This window comes from Brevibacterium sp. R8603A2 (assembly GCF_023072605.1).
GTDB classification, from domain to species: Bacteria; Actinomycetota; Actinomycetes; order Actinomycetales; family Brevibacteriaceae; genus Brevibacterium; species Brevibacterium pityocampae.
Window position 1 is genome coordinate 90,720 of the sequence record NZ_JALLGN010000002.1, and the last position, 17,934, is coordinate 108,653.

Annotated in this window: 16 protein-coding genes; 4 read left to right on the forward strand and 12 right to left on the reverse strand. The window is 71.3% G+C overall.

Annotated elements, in window-relative coordinates:
- Window positions 1–211: 211 nt before the first annotated feature.
- The 10 genes from rpsO to MTQ12_RS02785 form a co-directional block, all read right to left on the reverse strand.
- A complete protein-coding gene (gene rpsO, locus MTQ12_RS02740) occupies window positions 212–481 on the reverse strand; it encodes a 30S ribosomal protein S15 (RefSeq protein WP_137320100.1) in 270 nt (89 codons plus the stop codon).
- A gap of 86 nt (window positions 482–567) precedes the next feature.
- Window positions 568–1,506: a bifunctional riboflavin kinase/FAD synthetase gene (locus MTQ12_RS02745; protein ID WP_247423768.1), complete on the reverse strand. Its 939-nt coding sequence runs from the start codon at window positions 1,504–1,506 to the stop codon at window positions 568–570.
- A gap of 42 nt (window positions 1,507–1,548) precedes the next feature.
- Complete coding sequence (locus MTQ12_RS02750; RefSeq protein WP_247423769.1) at window positions 1,549–1,977, reverse strand: hypothetical protein; 429 nt, start codon at window positions 1,975–1,977, stop codon at window positions 1,549–1,551.
- Window positions 1,970–2,596, reverse strand: a complete 627-nt coding sequence (locus MTQ12_RS02755) for a SatD family protein (protein ID WP_247423771.1) — start codon at window positions 2,594–2,596, stop codon at window positions 1,970–1,972. The genes MTQ12_RS02750 and MTQ12_RS02755 overlap by 8 nt, the downstream gene beginning before the upstream one ends.
- A 136-nt stretch (window positions 2,597–2,732) precedes the next feature.
- The gene (gene truB, locus MTQ12_RS02760) at window positions 2,733–3,665 is read right to left on the reverse strand and encodes a tRNA pseudouridine(55) synthase TruB (protein WP_247423773.1); all 933 of its coding nucleotides are present in this window, start codon (window positions 3,663–3,665) and stop codon (window positions 2,733–2,735) included.
- A 160-nt stretch (window positions 3,666–3,825) separates the two neighbouring features.
- A complete protein-coding gene (locus MTQ12_RS02765; protein ID WP_247423775.1) occupies window positions 3,826–4,758 on the reverse strand; it encodes a ligand-binding protein SH3 in 933 nt (310 codons plus the stop codon).
- Window positions 4,759–5,039: 281 nt separating this feature from the next.
- Window positions 5,040–5,495: a 30S ribosome-binding factor RbfA gene (gene rbfA, locus MTQ12_RS02770; protein WP_137320104.1), complete on the reverse strand. Its 456-nt coding sequence runs from the start codon at window positions 5,493–5,495 to the stop codon at window positions 5,040–5,042.
- A 74-nt stretch (window positions 5,496–5,569) separates the two neighbouring features.
- Entirely contained in the window at window positions 5,570–8,380 is a 2,811-nt protein-coding gene (infB, locus tag MTQ12_RS02775; RefSeq protein WP_247423777.1) for a translation initiation factor IF-2, read from the reverse strand.
- 472 nt (window positions 8,381–8,852) lie between these two features.
- Window positions 8,853–9,815 (reverse strand): transcription termination factor NusA, encoded by a 963-nt coding sequence (gene nusA / locus MTQ12_RS02780; protein ID WP_137320106.1) that lies wholly within the window; start codon window positions 9,813–9,815, stop codon window positions 8,853–8,855.
- Window positions 9,816–9,945: 130 nt separating this feature from the next.
- Window positions 9,946–10,410 carry a ribosome assembly cofactor RimP gene (locus MTQ12_RS02785; RefSeq protein ID WP_247423779.1) on the reverse strand — a complete coding sequence of 155 codons (465 nt, stop codon included), beginning with the start codon at window positions 10,408–10,410 and terminating at the stop codon, window positions 9,946–9,948.
- A gap of 66 nt (window positions 10,411–10,476) precedes the next feature.
- Between MTQ12_RS02785 and MTQ12_RS02790 the strand changes: the two genes are divergently transcribed.
- Window positions 10,477–11,550: a hypothetical protein gene (locus MTQ12_RS02790; RefSeq protein WP_247423780.1), complete on the forward strand. Its 1,074-nt coding sequence runs from the start codon at window positions 10,477–10,479 to the stop codon at window positions 11,548–11,550.
- Window positions 11,550–12,569, forward strand: coding sequence for an aminoglycoside phosphotransferase family protein (locus MTQ12_RS02795; RefSeq protein ID WP_137320516.1), 1,020 nt, complete (start codon window positions 11,550–11,552; stop codon window positions 12,567–12,569). The genes MTQ12_RS02790 and MTQ12_RS02795 overlap by 1 nt, the downstream gene beginning before the upstream one ends.
- Window positions 12,570–12,579: 10 nt before the next feature.
- Here MTQ12_RS02795 and MTQ12_RS02800 read toward each other — a convergent pair whose 3' ends face one another.
- Both MTQ12_RS02800 and MTQ12_RS02805 read right to left on the reverse strand, forming a co-directional pair.
- Window positions 12,580–13,371, reverse strand: a complete 792-nt coding sequence (locus tag MTQ12_RS02800; RefSeq protein ID WP_247423783.1) for a TSUP family transporter — start codon at window positions 13,369–13,371, stop codon at window positions 12,580–12,582.
- Complete coding sequence (locus MTQ12_RS02805; protein WP_247423785.1) at window positions 13,368–15,194, reverse strand: proline--tRNA ligase; 1,827 nt, start codon at window positions 15,192–15,194, stop codon at window positions 13,368–13,370. Before MTQ12_RS02805 ends, MTQ12_RS02800 begins: the two co-directional genes overlap by 4 nt.
- A gap of 402 nt (window positions 15,195–15,596) precedes the next feature.
- Here MTQ12_RS02805 and MTQ12_RS02810 point away from each other — a divergent pair, with 402 nt between their 5' ends.
- Both MTQ12_RS02810 and MTQ12_RS02815 read left to right on the forward strand, forming a co-directional pair.
- On the forward strand, window positions 15,597–16,907 hold the full coding sequence (locus tag MTQ12_RS02810) for a CoA transferase (protein WP_247423787.1): 1,311 nt from the start codon (window positions 15,597–15,599) through the stop codon (window positions 16,905–16,907).
- Complete coding sequence (locus tag MTQ12_RS02815; RefSeq protein WP_247423789.1) at window positions 16,904–17,860, forward strand: hydroxymethylglutaryl-CoA lyase; 957 nt, start codon at window positions 16,904–16,906, stop codon at window positions 17,858–17,860. The genes MTQ12_RS02810 and MTQ12_RS02815 overlap by 4 nt, the downstream gene beginning before the upstream one ends.
- Window positions 17,861–17,934: the final 74 nt, after the last annotated feature.

A 17,934-nucleotide genomic window follows, 5' to 3' on the forward strand; every position in this document is an offset into this window, starting at 1 on the left:
TGCTGCGGAGGCCACTACCGATCACCGGCGACGCCGATCCGGCGGGCTCTGACCGTGCCAGTCTATCAAGTGAGGCCGCCGGAGCCGACCGGCCTGTGCCGGCACCCGACAGCGGGCACGCAGGACCCGGATGAATGACACAGGACCCGCTGAGATCTCAGCGGGTCCTGTGGCTTCGGCGCGGTCCGGATGGACCGCTGCGATCATGCGATCAGCGGCGCAGGCCGAGGCGCGCGATGAGCGCGCGGTAGCGCTCGATGTCGACCTTCTGCAGGTAGCCGAGCAGACGGCGACGGTGGCCGACGAGCAGCAGCAGGCCCCGGCGCGAGTGGTGGTCGTGCTTGTGCTCCTTGAAGTGCTCGGTCAGATCCTTGATGCGACGGGTGAGCACGGCGACCTGGACCTCGGGGGATCCGGTGTCGCCTTCGTGGATTGCGTATTCCTTGATGATCTCCTGCTTGATCTTGGGATCAAGAGCCATGGATGTCTCCTCCGGGTCGTTGCGCGGCGCCCCGACCTCGTGTCGTGAGCACTGTGGAACCGCGGCCGGCTGTGAAAAAACGGCGTCTACGAGCCTAGCACAGCGCGGACGTCGTCGATGTCCCGGTGCATCTGGGCGATGAGGGCGTCCATCCCGTCAAAGGTGACCTGGCCGCGGATGCGCTCGATGAACTCGAGCGTCATCCCGGATCCGTAGACGTCGAGGTCGGGGAACGCGACGTCGACGATGTGGGCCTCGACCCGCCGTTCGGCACCGTCGAAGGTCGGGTTGGTGCCGATCGAGATCGCCGCCGGGTAGCGCTCGGGGTCCGCGTCGAAGAAGGCCCAGCCGGCGTAGACGCCGTCGGCCGGGACGAGCCCGGCGGAGTCCGGGGACAGGTTGGCGGTGGGGAATCCCATCTCGCGGCCGCGGGCGTCGCCGTGCACCACGGTGCCGTTGACGGTGTGGGGGCTGCCGAGCATCTCCCCGGCCGCCCGGACCTCGCCCTCGCGGAGCAGGCGGCGGACCTCGGTGGAGGAGTAGCGGCCGTGCTCGCCGACGTCGTCGATCGTCACGACCTCGAAGCCGTAGGTGCGGGCGAGGGTATGGAGGGTGTCGATGCTGCCGGCGTTGTCGCGGCCGAACCGGACGTCCTGCCCGACGGCGACGAGGCGCGCGCCGAGGCCCTCGACGAGGTAGTCGCGGACGAACTCCTCCGGGGTCTGGGCGGCGAAGTCGAGGGTGTACTTCTGGACGAGCACGGCGTCGATGCCGGTCTCCGACATCCGCGCGAGGCGGTCGGTGAGCGCCCCGATGAGCTCCGCCGGGGTGTCCGGCCGGTGCACGGTCTGCGGGTGGGGGTCGAAGGTCACGGCGACGGACCTGAGCGAGCGCCGCCGCGCGAGCTCGGCGAGGTCGCCGAGGACCGCCCGATGCCCGCGGTGCACCCCGTCGAAGTTCCCCAGGGTCACCGCCGTGGGACCGAACTCCGCGGGGATGCGGTCGAGCTCCCAGAAAATTTCCACGTCCGTCCTTCCCAGCGCGAATACCCGGTTCAGGTTACCGCATCACCACCACAGCGCCCGCGCCAGGATGCCGATGCCCGAGGCGATGAGGAGCGAGGCGAACGACCCGATGATGAACCGCTCCCCCGCCGCCCGGCTCCGCGTCAGCTCGGGGAACCGACCCAGCCCCTTGACGGCGACGACGACGGCGAGGATCGCGGGGTGTCCGACGACGATCCCACCGGTGACGAGCGCACGCTCGAGCAGCCCGATCCACAGGCCGCCGCGGAGAAGTCCCGCTCCGTCGATCGCCTCGTCAGCACCCTCCTCCGGCTCCTCCTCGGACGCGGTCGGCCGTTCCTGTCCCGCCTCCGGTCGCAGATCCGCGCTCTCATCGGTTCGAGCGGCGATCCGCAGGATCAGCGACGTGATCGGCCAGCCGACCAGCGCCGAGGTGATCGACGCGGCGATGACGATGACGATCTCACTCATCGGCGCTCCCCTCAGGGGTGCCCCAGATCGTCAGGAGCGCGATTGCGAGGTCACGGGTCGACGCGATGAGCTCGGCCGCCGTGACCCGCAGCGTCTTCGAGACGAACTGCTGGCTCACGTCGAGGCGTTCGGCGAGCACGTGCTGGGTGATCCCGGGCTCGTCGAGGACCGCGGAGACGACCGCCCATTGGACCTCGGTGCACTCGCCGATGAGGTGGACGAGCAGCCGGAGCGCGGTCTGCGCCTCGACGCCGGTGATCGACGGGGCGCGCGCAGTGTCCGGCTGCCCCTCGAGCACGAGCGGGACGAGCTCGCCCTTCGCCGCCTCGACCGCCGCCCGGGCATGGACGAATGCCGCGCCGCGGGCATCGCGGCTGTGCGGCGGCAACGGGGTCTCCACCGAACCCGCTCCGATTCCGATCGACCACTGGGCGGGATGAGAGGCACGGAGGACAGCGGCGACGAGGTCCTCCGGAGACTCGACCACACCCTGGACCTCGTCGCCGATCGTGCGGGCGAACGGCACGACGGCATCCACCTCCGCGAGCGCGGACAGGAGGTCCGGTACCGCATCCGGCGCCGTGCGCGAGCGCTGCTGATCGATGGTGAGGACGAACATGGAGGCCAGTCAAGCAGAATCCGCCTCCCATTACAACCGATTATGGTTGTAACTGTGAACAACAACCGTAATCGGTTGTACTCGTCGGAACCCGTGATATCCGGTCACGGAAGCGCGGCCGACCGGGCACCGGGCCTCAGCCGTCGCCGCGACCCGGCACCGCGATGCCGGTGGCGGACTTGAAGCGGCCCGCACGGCGTTCGAGGACGGCGATGAGCTCTCCGCCGGCGATCCCGGCCCAGTGCCCGCCCGGTGCCGGGGGCACTGCGGCGAGATCGACGAACTTCCCCTGCATGAGCGCGGACGCCGTCTCCCGGTCGAGGTCGACCACCGGCAGCACGCGCGCGGCCGCCTCGGCGAGCGGCATGAGGTCCGGCGGTGCCGCGGTCGCGGGGTCCTGCGGCAGCTCAACCGCCCCGGAGAGGTCGAAGGCGCCCACCCGGGTGCGGCGGAGCGCGACGAGGTGGCCGTGGACGCCGAGGTCCCGGCCGAGGTCGCGGGCGAGCGCCCGGATGTACGTGCCCGAGGAGCAGGTCACCTCGACGTCGACGTCGACGTGGCCGCGCCCCGCCGCGTCCTCCCCCGCACGGATCGGGCCGACGGCGAACGCGGACACCGTGACCGGGCGCGCCCGCAGCTCGACCTGCTCGCCGGCGCGCACGCGGGCGTAGGAGCGCACGCCGTCGACCTTGATCGCGGACACCGCGCTCGGCACCTGCTCGATGTCCCCGGTGAGGCGCTGCGCCCCGGCGCGGACCCGCTCCTCGGTCACGCCCGCGAGGTCCGCCGGGTCGGCGAAGAGGTCGGGGGCGGAGTCGGCGTCGTCGGTGGGCGTCGAGGAGCCCAGCCGGATCGTCGCGGTGTAGGTCTTGTCGGCCCCGACGATGTACGTCAGCAGCTTGGTCCCGCGCCCGAGCCCGAGCACGAGCACCCCGGTGGCCATGGGGTCGAGCGTGCCGGCGTGCCCGACCTTGCGCGTGCCGCACCACTTGCGCACCCGCGACACCACCCCGTGGCTGGTGATGCCCTGGGGCTTGTCGATGATGAGCATGCCGGTGATCGGGTCCATGACCGTCCTGTCGCTGGGGATATCGCGGGGGCGGGATCGCCGCGCGCCCCGGATGGACCGCCGCCGCGCCCGCCGTGAATGGGAGAACCGCTGCGCCGAGGGTATCAGCGCAGCGGTTCCGCCGCCGTGCGGGTCCGGCCCGGGTGGGGGCCGGAGGACATCACTGGAAGGAGATGTGCACGTGGTCGTAGTGATTGGCCGTGACGGAGCCGCGATCCGACATCGGGCGCCCCTTCCAGCCGGTGTAGGAGGCAAAGATCTTCTGCTCCCGGATCACGTACTTGATGTTGAGCTCGGACTTGTTCGCGATGAGGTATTCGGTGATGCGGTCGCCGGTCGAGCCGGTGATCATCACGTCGACGGCGTTGCCGGAGTGGTGGTCCGAGCCCGGGTCGTTGCGGCGGCCGCCGTAGGACTTGACCTCCGGGAAGGCCGCGCAGACCGCACGGTAGCCCTTCTTCGCATTGGCGGTGAGGCCGGACTCGATCGAGGACGACACCGAGCACGGCGAGTTCGACACGCCCTCGGACGAGGAGCCGGACGACGACTCGTCGGAGGACTCCTTCGAGGAGCCGGACGACGACTCGTCGGAGGACTCCTTCGAGGAGCCGGACGACGACTCGTCGGAGGACTCCTTCGAGGAGCCCGAGGCGGTCTCACCGGAGCGGTCGCTCGAGCGCGAGCTCGACTCCGTGCGCTCCTTCGACTTCGACTTCGACTCCGAGGGGGTCGGCTCGGGCTCCGGGGTGGGGAGCTTCGCCTCGGTCTTCACTTCCGACGTGTAGTTCGGGTCGTCCTTGAGGGACTCGAAGTACTCCTCGGCGGCCTTGTCCCAGTGCTCCTGCTCGGCGGCCTCGTCGACCGCGGGGGTCTCCTCGGGCGCCTCGGCGGGCGGGGCGGTGGCCTGGTTCTCGGCCTTGACGACGCCGGCGTTCTCGTCCGGCGCGAAGGCGAAGGAGGAGGCGACGATCGCGGTGGTCGCGGCGGCCGGCAGCGCGATCGCGGCGACCATCGGCCGACGCTTGACCGTCTTGAGAACTCCGGTCGCGGTGTTCGGTTCGGCGCTGTGACGCCCCGAAGACTTGCGTCCCATGGCGGAGATGTCACGGACGAGAGTCCGTGCGTTCGCGCCCCAGGAGGGCTTCGGATCAGAGTGCTTACCCAATTCGACTGTCCCTTAACAAAGTTGTAATCGTTCCGTGATCTCAACCGAGTGTAGCCGGGATTCCGGTGATGACAAAACGATAACGACACCTCGTTTCCGTGACATCGATCGCACCCCGGCTGACGAGGCGGAACGCACGCGTCCCCCGATCCGGTGCGGGATCGGGGGACGGGACCGGAGCGGCGTGCGGAGCCGGCCGCGGCCTGTGATCAGGACCCTGCGGTCTGCTCGCCCTCGTCGTCCTCGGCCTTGGGCCTGCGGTACGGGTCGGCGTCACCGGCAGGCTTCGCCTGTGCGGCGAGCCGGGCCACCTCGGCGTCGTGCGCGGCGGCCTTGGCGAGCAGCTCGTCGAGCTCCGCGGCCGCAGCCGGCACCTGGTCGGCGACGAACTCCAGCGTCGGGGTGAGCCGGATCTGCAGACCCTTGCCGACCTCGGACCGGAGCAGCCCCTTCGCGGAGTTCAGCGCCGCCTGCGTCGACGCCAGCTGCTCGTCGTCGCCGTAGACGGTGTAGAACACCGTCGCGTGCTGCAGGTCACCGGTCACCCGCACATCGGTGACGGTGACGAACCCGAGGCGCGGGTCCTTGACCCGCTTCTCGAGCGTGCGGGCGACGATCACCTGGATCCGGTCGGCGATCTTCCTGGCGCGTGTGGGATCGGCCATGATGGTCCTTTCATCGGAGCCGCGCACGGGCTGCGGTGCAGCCCGTGCGCGGATCGGTCGGAGCGGGCGCGAGGTCAGTCGCGCGGCTTCTCCTGCATCTCGAAGGTCTCGATGAGATCTCCGTCGCGGATGTCGTTGAACTTGCCCAGGCCGATACCGCACTCGTAGCCCTCGCGGACCTCGGTCGCATCGTCCTTGAACCGCCGCAGCGACTCGATGGACAGGTTGTCCCCGACGACCACGCCGTCCCGGGTGACCCGGGCGGTGGCGTTGCGCTTGATGATGCCGTCGCGCACGATGCAGCCGGCGATATTGCCGAACTTCGACGAGCGGAAGATCTCGCGGATCTCCGCCGAACCGGTGTGCACCTCCTCGAACGTGGGCTTGAGCATGCCCTTGAGCGAGTTCTCGATGTCGTCGATCGCGTCGTAGATCACCGAGTAGTAGCGGACGTCGACGCCCTCGCGCTCGGCGGCGTCGCGGGCCTTGGCCTCGGGACGCACGTTGAAGCCGATGACGATCGCGTTGTCGACGGTGGCGAGGTTGATGTCGTTCTCCGTGATCGCACCGACGCCGCGGTGGATGATCCGGAGGTCGACCTCGTCGCCGACGTCGATCTTGAGCAGCGAGTCCTCGAGCGCCTCGACGGCACCGGACACGTCGCCCTTGAGGATGAGGTTGAGCATGTCGACCTTGCCCTCTTCGAGCGCCTTGGCGAAGTCCTCGAGGCTGATCCGCTTGCGGCCGCGGGCCTGAGCGGCGTTGCGCTCGATGGCATCGCGCTTCTCCGCGATCTGCCGGGCCGTGCGGTCGTCGTCGGTGGACAGGAAGGTGTCACCGGCGCGCGGCACGCTGGAGAGGCCGAGCACCTGCACGGGACGGGACGGGCCCGCCTCGTCGAGCTGCTCGCCGTTCTCGTCGAACATCGCGCGGACGCGGCCGAAGGCCGTGCCGCAGACGATCGCATCGCCCTGACGCAGGGTGCCGGACTCGATGAGCACGCTCGCGACCGCACCGCGGCCCTTGTCGAGCTTCGCCTCGATCGCGATGCCGCGCGCGGACTTGTCCGGGTTGGCCTTGAGATCGAGGGCGGCGTCGGTGGTGAGCAGGACGGCCTCGAGCAGGTCCTCGATGCCGGTGCCCTTGAGCGCCGAGATCGGGACGAACATCGTGTCGCCGCCGTACTCCTCCGAGACGAGGTTGTACTCGGTGAGCTGCTGCATGACCTTGGCCGGATTCGCCCCGTCCTTGTCGACCTTGTTCACCGCGACCACGATCGGCACGTCGGCCGCCTGGGCGTGGTTGAGGGCCTCGATGGTCTGCGGCATCACGCCGTCGTCGGCCGCGACCACGAGGATCGCGACGTCGGTGGCCTTCGCACCGCGGGCACGCATGGCGGTGAACGCCTCGTGGCCCGGGGTGTCGAGGAAGGTGATGCGACGCTCCTCGTCGTCGTGCTCCACGGCCACCTGGTAGGCGCCGATGTGCTGGGTGATGCCACCGGCCTCCTTCGAGGCGACGTTGGCCGACCGGATCGCGTCGAGCAGCTTGGTCTTGCCGTGGTCGACGTGACCCATGACGGTGACGACCGGCGGACGCGGCTGCTTGTCCTCGGCGTCCTCGGCCTCCTCCTCGGCCTCGAGGTCGATGTCGAAGCTCTCGAGCAGCTCGCGGTCCTCGTCCTCCGGGGACACGATCTGCACCTTGTAGCCGAGCTCCTCGCCGAGCACCTGGAAGGTGTCCTCGTCGAGGGACTGGGTGATCGTCGCCATCTCACCGAGGTGGAACAGCACCGTCACGAGATTCGTGGGATCGGTGTTGATCTTCTCCGCGAAATCGGCGAGCGAGGAGCCGCGACGCAGGCGCAGCGGGGTGGTGCCGTCGCCGCGCGGGACCGAGACGCCGCCGACCGACGGAGCCTGCATCTGCTCGAGCTCCTGGCGCTTGGCGCGCTTGGACTTCCGTCCGCGAGCGCGACCGCCGCCGCGGCCGAACGCACCCTGCGTGCCGCCGCGACCCCGGCCGGAGCCGCGCGGGCCGCCGGGACGGCCGCCGGCGCGCGGAGGACCACCGGGTCCGCCGCCGGGTCCGCCGGGTCCGCCCCGACCGCCGCCGCGCGACGGGGCGGGCTTGGCGAGGGCGGAGTTCTTCAGCAGGCCCGGGTTGGGGCGCGGAGCACCCGGACGCGGGCCGGGCTTGGCACCGGGCTTCGGGCCGCCCGGACGGGGCGCACCCTCGACCGAGGGCTTGGGGCCGGGCTTGGCACCAGGCTTGGGCATCCCCTGCGAGGGCGCGAAGGGATTGTTGCCGGGGCGGGCGCCGCCGCGCTTGCCGCCGGGTTTGGGCATCCCCTGCGAGGGCGCGAAGGGATTGTTGCCGGGACGGGCGCCGCCGCGGGGCTTGGGGGCCGGACCACCGGGCTTCGGGGTCTCCTTGGCCGCCGGCTTCGGAGCGGGTGCGCCGGGCTTCGGCGCGGCCTGCGCCGCCGGGCTCGGGGCCGGGGCGGCGGGGCCGGGGGTCGCCGCCGGTGCAGGCTTCGACTCGGCCGGCTTCGCCTCGGCCGCGGGAGCGGCGGGTGCCGGCCTGGGTGCGGGCTTGGCGCCCGGGGCTCCGGGCTTCGGGCCGGACTTCGCTCCCGGCTTCTGGGCGCCGGGCTTCTGCGCCGCGGACTTCTGGCCGGCCGGCTTCTGCTCTGCGGTCTTCTTCTCCGCAGAGGCGCGGCCGGCCTGGTCGCCGTAGGTCTCCTTGAGCTTGCGGACGACCGGTGCTTCGACGGTGGAGGATGCGGAACGGACGAATTCGCCCATGTTCTGCAGCTTCTCCAGGACGTCCTTGCTTGTTGTGCCGAGCTCCTTGGCGAGCTCATGGACACGGGGCTTTGCCACTTTTCTCCTGTCCGGGTTCCTTCCCGGACAGGGAGGAACCTCATTACCGGGTAGCAGTCATCTCACTGCTCACGACCGTCAGTGTGGGGTGTCATTTCTGAGCACTCACTGGTTGGTTTCCATCTGGTGTACCCGCTCTTCTGTCGAATGGTGGATCCAGCGCGGGATCTCCGGGGGCTCTATGCGAGCCACACGGAAGGCCCGCGCGAATGCATTCTTCTTCCGTGCCGCCTGCCAGCACTTCACCGTGGGGTGGATCCAGGCTCCCCGTCCGGGGAGCCTGCGACGGACGTCGACGACGGCCTGCGGCGGATCGCCCCGCTGCACGGTGAGGCGCAGGAGGGCGGACTGCGGTCCGCGTCGTCTGCACGCAATGCACATCCGGGTGGGATCGACTGCGTGAGGCACGCCGACCAGTCTACATCACCGCCGGTGCCGGGCCGCACGACGCCCGGTTGCAGCCGCTCCCGGGTCACTCGGCGGCGACGATGTCGATCTTCCAGCCGGTGAGCTTGGCGGCGAGACGGGCGTTCTGCCCCTCCTTGCCGATCGCGAGCGAGAGCTGGTCGGCCGGAACGGTGGCGCGCGCGACCTTGAGCGCGCGGTCGAGCACCTCGACCGAGGAGGCCCGGGCCGGCGACAGCGCGTTGGCGACGAACTTCGCCGGGTCCTCGCTGTGGTCGACGATGTCGATCTTCTCCTGGCCGAGCTCGGCCATCACCGAGCGCACCCGGGATCCGAGCTCGCCGATGCACGAGCCCTTGGCGTTGACGCCGGGCACCGTGGCCCGCACCGCCATCTTGGTGCGGTGGCCGGCCTCGCGGGCCAGCGCCACGATCTCCACGGTGCCGTCGGCGATCTCCGGGGATTCGTGGGCGAACAGCTTGCGCACGAGGTTCGGGTGCGAGCGGGACACGGTGATCGAGGGGCCCTTGAGCCCCTTGTGGACGTCGGTGACGTAGACCCGGATGCGGTTGCCGTGGGAGTACTGCTCGCCCGGCACCTGCTCGTGCGGGGGCAGCACCGCCTCGACCTCGCCGAGGTCGATCTGGATCATCCGCTCGTCGCGGCCCTGCTGGATGACACCGGAGACGATCTCTCCCTCGCGGTCGCGGAAGGAGCCGAGCACGGACTCGTCCTCCACATCGCGCAGCTGCTGGTGGATGATGTTCCGGGCGGCCATCGCCGCGATCCGGCCGAAGCCGTCGGGGGTGTCGTCGAACTCCCCCACCGGGGTGTCGTCGTTGTCGAACTCGACGGCCCAGATGACGACCTTGCCGGTCTTCGTGTCGAGCTCGGCGCGGGCATCGGGGTAGGAGCCCTCGGTCTTGAGGTAGGCGTTGAGCAGGGCCCGCTCGATGAGTTCGACGAGCGTGTCGAAGGGGATCTCCTTCTCGCGCTCGATCAGTCGCAGGGCGCTGAGGTCAATGTCCATGATGATGTCCTCCGATCCGACAGCATCGGTTCTGCCCGGCTGTTCACTTGTCGAGTATGCAGGTGTGAGACCCCACCATAGTCGAACGGCCGCAGCGGCTGAACCGCCGTCGAGCCGGCTCGACGGCCTCTCAGCGGAAGCGGAGGACGACCTCGGCGTGCTCGATCTCGTCGAGCCCGAGGACGACGGGCTCCCCCGTCTTCTCCTCGTGCACGGTGACGGCGGCGTCGTCGACCTCGGCGAGCTCGCCGCGCAGGGTGCGGGCGGCCGTCCGCACATCGATGGTCCGACCGCGCACACGGCGGAAGTGGCGGGCCTCGCTGAGCGGGCGGGAGGCGCCCGGGGAGGTGACCTGGAGGTCGTAGGGATGGTCGTTGAAGAGGGGCAGCTCGTCGATCTCCTCGGACACGATCCGGGTGGCGAGCGCGATGTGCTCGAGCGACACCGGGTCCGCGGTGTCCTCGGGCAGGTCGATCATCACGGTCAGGGTGCGGTGCCGGCCGGCGGCGACCGCCTTGACCTCCTCGACGACGAGTCCGGCGGCCGCGAGCGGGGCGGTGATGCGATCGATGACGGTCTGCTGGTCCTGCGCCATGTCCGGCCTCCTCATCTGCAGTGCTGCACGTCAACCCCCAGGGTAGTTCACGCTACGATTGGGCCCATGCACCTCCTCCCCGGACTCCCGCGCAGCCGTCGTGCCGTGCTGGGTCTGGGGTTCCTCGGCGCACTCGGCGGCCTCACCGCCTGCTCCCTGAGACTCGATGTGCCGCCGGACGTACCGACCCCCGCCGCCCTCGACGCCCTGCGCAACGACGTGGCCCGGATGCTCGCCGCGACCGAGGCGCCCACCGGCGGCGGGGATCCCGCCGACCTCGATGCCCTGCGGGCCGCGGCCGGGCCCGAGTGGGCCCCGCCGAGCGAGCTCGTCACCCCCACCTCCTCCCCCACCCCGGAGTCCTACGGGTTCACCGACGGTCTGAGCGCGGTCACCGAACTCGTCCTCGACCGCCTGCCCGAGGTGATCGGCGGCCCGGCCGGACAGGCCGAGTTCGCCGGCGGGCGCGGCCTCGCCGCCCTCGTCGACATCGCCGTCGGAGCCGTGCTCGCGCTCGCGCCCGCAGATTCCGAGCGTGCCGCGGCGCTCGGCCGGCGCCTGGCCGCACTGCCGGAGAACGCCCCCGACCCCGCCGGCCCCGGAGCCGGGGCCGTTGCTCCCAGCGGCTCCGCGGACGCGGAGGATCCGGAGCCGGACGACGGGGGACCCGAGCCGGACGGCGATCCGAGCGCCACGCCGGCGGCGCCCGGGCTCGAGGGCTTCGTCCGCGCCTGCTATCAGGCCGCCTACGGGTACGAGCGCCTCGCGGTGTTCCACGATGCCGAGGACGCCTACGGGGAGTTCGCCCGCGCCCGGATCACCCGGCTCGACGATGCCGCGATCCAGGGCAACGAGCTGCGTGAGACCGCCGGGCTCGCCGCCGTCGGCAACGAGCCCGCCTGGCAGCTCGATCCCGCCCCCGTGGACGCCGAGTCGGCGCTGCGCACGGCCACCGCCGTGGAAGACCTCGTGGCCGCGGCCGCGCTCGGGCTGTTCGAGACCCCGGGTGCGGAGTACCTCGGCACCGCGCAGCTGTGGATGTCCGCCGACGCCCGTGCCCGGGCCGGGCAGCGGCAGCTCCTGCGCTACCGGATCACCGATGCGTCCACGGCCTCGCCGGCGGCAGGCGGGGGCGCGTGATGAAGATCCCCGAGGTGCTGTTCAACTCCGCCGCGGAGATCATCGGCGTGCCGCGGGCCCAGGCCTGGGCCGACGCGCTCGATCACATGGTGTTCGAGCTCCTCGACCGCTGGAAGCTCACCCCCGACCCGCTGCCCACCGCACCGTGGGCGGGAGCGGAGAGCCTGGTCATCCCCGTCCTCACGAAGGAGCGGTACCAGGCGGTGCTGCGCTTCGCGTGGCCGAACACCGACAACCCGCTCGTGCACGCGCAGGTGCTGCGCGCCCTGCAGGCCTGGGGCGGCCACGGGGCGGTGCGGGTGATCAGCGAGGACTCCTCCTTCCGGGCGACCCTGCAGGAGCGGCTGCGCACCACGGTCAACCTGTCCGCGGAGCCGCTGGAGTCGGTGGCGCCGATCTGGGGGCAGCTCGCCCGCTCCCTCACGGTTCCCGCGCAGCCCGGGTTCGTGCGCGTCCAGGACATCGCGGCGGGCTGGCTCGAGAAGTTCCCCGCCGACGTCGGCCTCGTCACGGAGTTCCCCGCGTTCACGCCGCAGGACCGCTACGTCCTCGACTCCGCCCGCGCGTGGATCGAGACGCTCGCCCGGTCGGAGGAGGCCTGGCTCATCCACGCCGACCTCCACTACTACAACATCCTCGCCGGCAACCCCGATCAGCACGGGGTGGCGACGTGGAAGGCGATCGACCCGCAGCCGCTGAGCGGGCCGACGGCGTACATGGTCGCCCCGGTGCTGTGGAACCGGCTGTTCGAACTCCCCGGGGCGACGCCGGAGGATCAGGCGCGCTGGCTCCACGCCTTCGCCGGCCGGCTGTGCACCCATGCGGAGATCGACCCGGCGTACGGGATCGGTGCGGCGGTGGCGCGCGAGGTCGAGAACATGTTCTGGTACCTCCGCTCCGCCTACGGTGGGAACCGGAAGGCGTTCGGCGACGCCGCGCGCTCGCTGTGGGTGTGTCGGGCGCTGTGCGGTCTGCCGGTGCAGGGGATCGACGCCCACACCCTCAAGCGCCTCGGCTGAGGACCCCGGCTCAGGGGCCGGTGAGGAAGTCGAACCCGAGCTTGAGGATGAGCGCTCCGACCACGACGAGGAACACGATCCGGACGAAGCCGCTGCCCCGGTCGAGCGCGGTGCGGGAGCCGAGCCGGCCGCCGATGATGTTGCCGAGTGCGAGCGCCAGTCCGTACTCCCAGACGACGTGGCCCTGCGGGATGAAGAAGGCGAGCGCGCCGACGTTCGTCGCGAAGTTGATGACCTTCGCCTGGGCCGAGGCGCGGAGGAAGCTCAGACCGATGATCGAGACGAAGGCGATGACGAGGAACGAGCCGGTGCCGGGGCCGAGCATCCCGTCGTAGACGCCGACGATGCCGCCGATGAGCCACGAGTAGGCGTGGTACCGGCGACTGCGGTCGGAGTACCGGAGCACGGCCTCCGCACCGAGGCTCGGCTTGAGGAGGGTGAAGATCGCCACGAGCACGAGGGCTGCGAGGATGATCGGGGTGAACAGGTCCTCCGGGACCGAGGCGGCGAGCATCGCCCCGCCCACCGCACCGAGGAACGCGCACAGTGCGGCGGGCACGACCGCGGACAGGTCCGGCGGGATGCGCCGCATGTAGGTCGCGGCCGACACCGCGGTGCCGGCGATCGAGCCGACCTTGTTCGTCGCGACCGCGGCGAGCGGGGAGACACCGGGGACGAGCAGGAGGACGGGCAGCTGGATCAGCCCGCCGCCGCCGACCACCGCGTCGACCCACCCCGCCAGGAGACCCGCGGCGAACAGCGCCAGCAGGATGACGGGGAGGGAGACGGCGGCTTCGGTCACCGCCCCGTCCGGTGCGCGCCCACGGCCGCGTACTGCTCGTCGATGAAGCGCACGATCTCCGTGACCGCCTCGGCGACGGCCAGGTCCCGGCTGTCGCCGGTGCGGCGGTCGCGCAGCTCGACGGTGCCGTCGGCCAGACCGCGGCCGACGACGAGCACGGTGGGCACGCCGAGCAGCTCGGCGTCGCCGAACTTCACACCCGGCGAGGTCTTGGGCCGGTCGTCGATGAGCACGCGCACGCCCTCGGCCTCGAGTGCGGCGGTGATCTCCTCGGCCTTCGCGAGGATCTCCTCGCCCTTGCCGGTGGCGACGATGTGGACGTCGGCGGGGGCGAGGTGCTGGGGCCAGATGAGTCCGCGCTCGTCGTGGTTGCCCTCGGCGATGCACGCCATCACCCGGGTCACGCCGATGCCGTAGGAGCCCATGGTGACGACGGTGCGCTTGCCGTTCTCGTCGAGCACCGTGAGGTCGAGCGCCTCGGCGTAGCGGCGGCCGAGCTGGAAGATCTGCCCGATCTCCACGCCGCGGGCGAGCTCGAGGGGGCCGGAGCCGTCGGGGGCCGGGTCGCCGGCGCGCACCTCGGCGGCCTCGACGGTGCCGTCGGCGGTGAAGTCGCGGCCGTGGACGAGGTCGAAGACGTGGCGGCCGTGCTCGTTGGAGCCGGTGATCCAGCGCGAGCCCTGCGCCACCCGCGGGTCGAGCAGGTACTTGATGCCGGTCGACCCCTCGAGTCCGAGCACGGGCGCGTCGATGCTGGTGCCGGGGCCGATGTACCCGCGCACGAGGCCCGGGTGGGCGGCGAGGTCGGCCTCGGTGGCGGGCTCGACGGCGATCTCTCCGGCACCGAGCGCTCCGGAGCCGGCGGCGCGGTCGAGGTCGACCTCGCGGTCGCCGGGCAGCCCGATGACGACGATCTCGCGCTCGCCGTCGGGGTGGGTGATCGCGACGACGACGTTCTTCAGGGTGTCCGCGGCGGTCCACTCGCGGTCCTCGCGCGGGTGCTGCTCGTTCGCGGCGGCGACGAGGGTGGCGATCGTCGGGGTGTCGGGGGTGTCCTCGACGTGCGCGGCGGGCACGTGCGCGCAGTCGAGGGGCTCGGGCGTGGGGGTGGTGACGGCCTCGACGTTGGCGGTGTAGCCGCCGGGCGAGCGGACGAAAGTGTCCTCACCGACCTCGGACGGGTGGAGGAACTCCTCGGTCTCGGACCCGCCCATCGCCCCGGCGGTCGCCTTGACGGTGATGTACTCGAGCCCCAGCCGGTCGAAGATCCGGATGTAGGCCTGCCGCATGTTCTCGTAGGAGGCGGCCAGCCCGGCGTCGTCGATGTCGAAGGAGTAGGCGTCCTTCATGATGAACTCGCGGCCGCGGAGCACTCCGGCCCGCGGGCGCGCCTCGTCGCGGTACTTCGTCTGGATCTGGTAGATCGACAGCGGCAGGTCCTTGTACGAGGAGTACAGGTCCTTGACGAGGAGGGTGAAGACCTCTTCGTGGGTGGGGGCGAGGATGTAGTCGTTCTGGCGCCGGTCCTGGAGGCGGAACATGTCGTCGCCGTAGTCCACCCAGCGCCCGGTCGTCTTGTAGGGCTCGGCAGGCAGCAGCGCGGGGAAGTGGACCTCCTGGGAGCCGGCGGCGTTCATCTCCTCGCGGACGATCTCCTCGACCCGGCGCAGCACGGTGAGGCCGAGCGGCAGCCAGGTGTAGATGCCCGGGGCGGCGCGGCGGATGTACCCGGCGCGGTGCAGCAGCTTGTGGCTGGCGACCTCGGCGTCGACCGGGTCCTCCTTGAGGGTGCGCACGAACAGCGATGACATCCGCAGGGGCATGAAGGACTCTCCTCTAGGTCAGGGGCGACCGGTTCGGCAGGGGTGACCGGCTTCGACGATCTCCTGGGACTGTACCACCGCGGGCGCGTGCGGCAGGGCCTGCAACGGAGTCCTCGGGCCGGGCCGGCGCGGGCGCGGGACCTTGGCCCGCGCGGCACCTGCGGAGCACCGGGTCGGGGCGTGTGAAGCACCGGGTCGGGGCCTGCGGAGCACCGGCCCAGGGTCTGAGGAGCACCGGGTCGGGGCCTGCGGAGCACGGGGTCGGGCTCGTGCGGGTGCCTCGCTGATTGAGACGCCCCGGTGCCGCGACGGCGCCTGTGCCACACTGCCGGTACCGTCTCATCGTCATCGTCGGCGCTCCTCGAGGAAGAGGCGTCGGCACTGCTGGTCCCGGGAGGATCCATGACCGATCATCCACGTCTGCCGCTCGCCGGAGTGCGGGTGCTCGAGCTGGGGAACTACATCGCCGCTCCCACAGCCGGGCGGATGCTCGCCGACTTCGGCGCCGAGGTCGTCAAGGTCGAGCGGCCGGGCACCGGCGACGAGCTGCGCAACTGGCGTCTCCAGCAGGGCACGACCTCGCTGCTCTATCGCACGATCAATCGCAACAAGAAGTCGGTCGCGCTCGACCTCCGCTCCCCCGCCGGGCTCGCCGCGGTCAAGGCGCTCGTCGCGGAATCCGACATCCTGCTCGAGAACTTCCGGCCGGGCACCCTCGAGAAGTGGGGTCTGGGTCCCGAGGTGCTCGACGAGCTCAACGACGAGCTCGTGCTCGTGCGGATCTCCGCGTTCGGTCAGACCGGCCCGCTGTCCGCCCGGCCCGGGTTCGCCGCCGTCGCCGAGGCGTACGGCGGCTTCCGCGAGCTCGTGGGCGATCCCGACCGGCCGCCGACGCGGGTCGGGGTGTCGATCGGGGATTCGATCGCCGGCATGCAGGCGGCGTTCGGCGCGTGCATGATGCTGTTCGACCGCGAGCGCCGGCGGGCACAGGCGAACGCGAAGTCCGATGAGCCGGATGCACCGCGCACGGTCGACGTCGCTCTCAACGAGGCGATGTTCTCCGTCATGGAATCGCTCGTGCCCGACTACTCCGCGTTCGGACGGCTGCGCACCCGCACCGGCGGGCGCACCGAGGGGATCGCGCCGTCGAACGCCTATGTGTGCGCGGAGGGGAAGTCGATCGTCATCGCCGGCAACGGCGACGGGATCTTCCGCCGCTACATGGAGGTCATCGGCCGGCCCGACCTCGCCGCCGACCCGGGGCTGGCCTCGAACGCGCAGCGCTGGGCGCGCCGGGACGAGCTCGACGCTGCGATCGGAGCCTGGACGGCGGAGCGCACCGTGGACGACGCGCTCGCCGCACTCGATGCCGCCGGCGTGCCGGCCGGGCCGATCTACACCGCCGAGGACATCCTCGCTGACGAGCAGTACCGGGCGCGGAACATGATCCAGCGCTTCGACGTCGACATCGGCGACGGGGTGCTGCCCGATGTGGCGTTCCCCGGGATCACCCCGGTGATCGGCGGGACCTCGGTGGAGATCGACCACCTCGGGCCCGACCTCGGGGAGCACACACGCGAGGTGCTCGAGGCCGCCGGGGTCGATTCCGGGACGATCGCGGAGATCCTCGGTGGCGGTGGGGCCGACAGCGCGGCCGGCAGTGAGGTCGACGGAGCACGGAGAGCATCAGGAGCAGAGGGAGGACGACCATGACCGAGGACACCACCAGCACCCGTCCCGGTGCGCGCCCGACCGCGCGGCTGCGCGATGTCACGCTGCGCGACGGCCTGCAGCTTACCGGTGGGCTCCTCGAGACCGAGGTCAAGGTCGACCTCATCCGGGAGCTGCTCGCGCTCGGCGTGCCGGAGCTCGAGATCGGCTCGCTCGCCCGGCCGGACCTCGTGCCGCCGATGGCGAACACGCTCGAGGTCGTCGCCGCGCTCACGCCGGAGGAGCTGCGCAGCTGCTGGCTGTGGGTGGCGACACCGCGCCACGTCGAGCGCGCGGTCGCGGCCGGCGTGACCCGCCTGCAGTACTGCCTGTCGGTGTCCGATGCGCACAACCGGGCGAACATCGGACGCTCGACCGAGGACTCGATGGCCGCGCTCCCCCGCGCTCTCGACATCGCCGCCGAGGCGGGTGCGGAGCTCCAGCTGTGCCTGGCGACGTCGTTCACCTGCCCCTTCGACGGGCCGGTCGATCCGCGGCGCACACTCGCGCTCGTGGCTGATCCGCGCGCGGCCCGGTGCAGCGAGACCGTCATCGCCGACACCCTGGGGCAGGCCGATCCGGCTCAGGTGGCGCTTCTCGTGGCGGGGGCCGCACGGCTGCGGCCGCATGCCGGCGTCGTCTTCCACGGCCACGACACCTGGGGGCTGGGCGTGGCGAACACACTGGCGGCGATCACGGCGGGCGCGACCTCGGTCGACGGTGCGCTCGGCGGTCTGGGCGGCTGCCCGTTCGCGCCGGGGGCCTCGGGGAACACCTCGAGCGAGGACGTCCTGTTCGCGACGAAGCCCGACTGGCTGACCACGGAGCGGTTCGCCCGGCTCGTCGAGCTCGGTGAGGACCTCACCGCACGCCTCGGCGAGCGCAACGCCTCGAAGGCGGCACAGGGCGCCCGCTCGACCGCGCATGCCTTCCCGTGGGTGATCAGCGGGACCTGAGCCGTCGAGCGTGACCGGCTGATCTCGATCGTCTGTCGACCGGCATTCCGTGACCGCGCGCGTGACCGGCAATC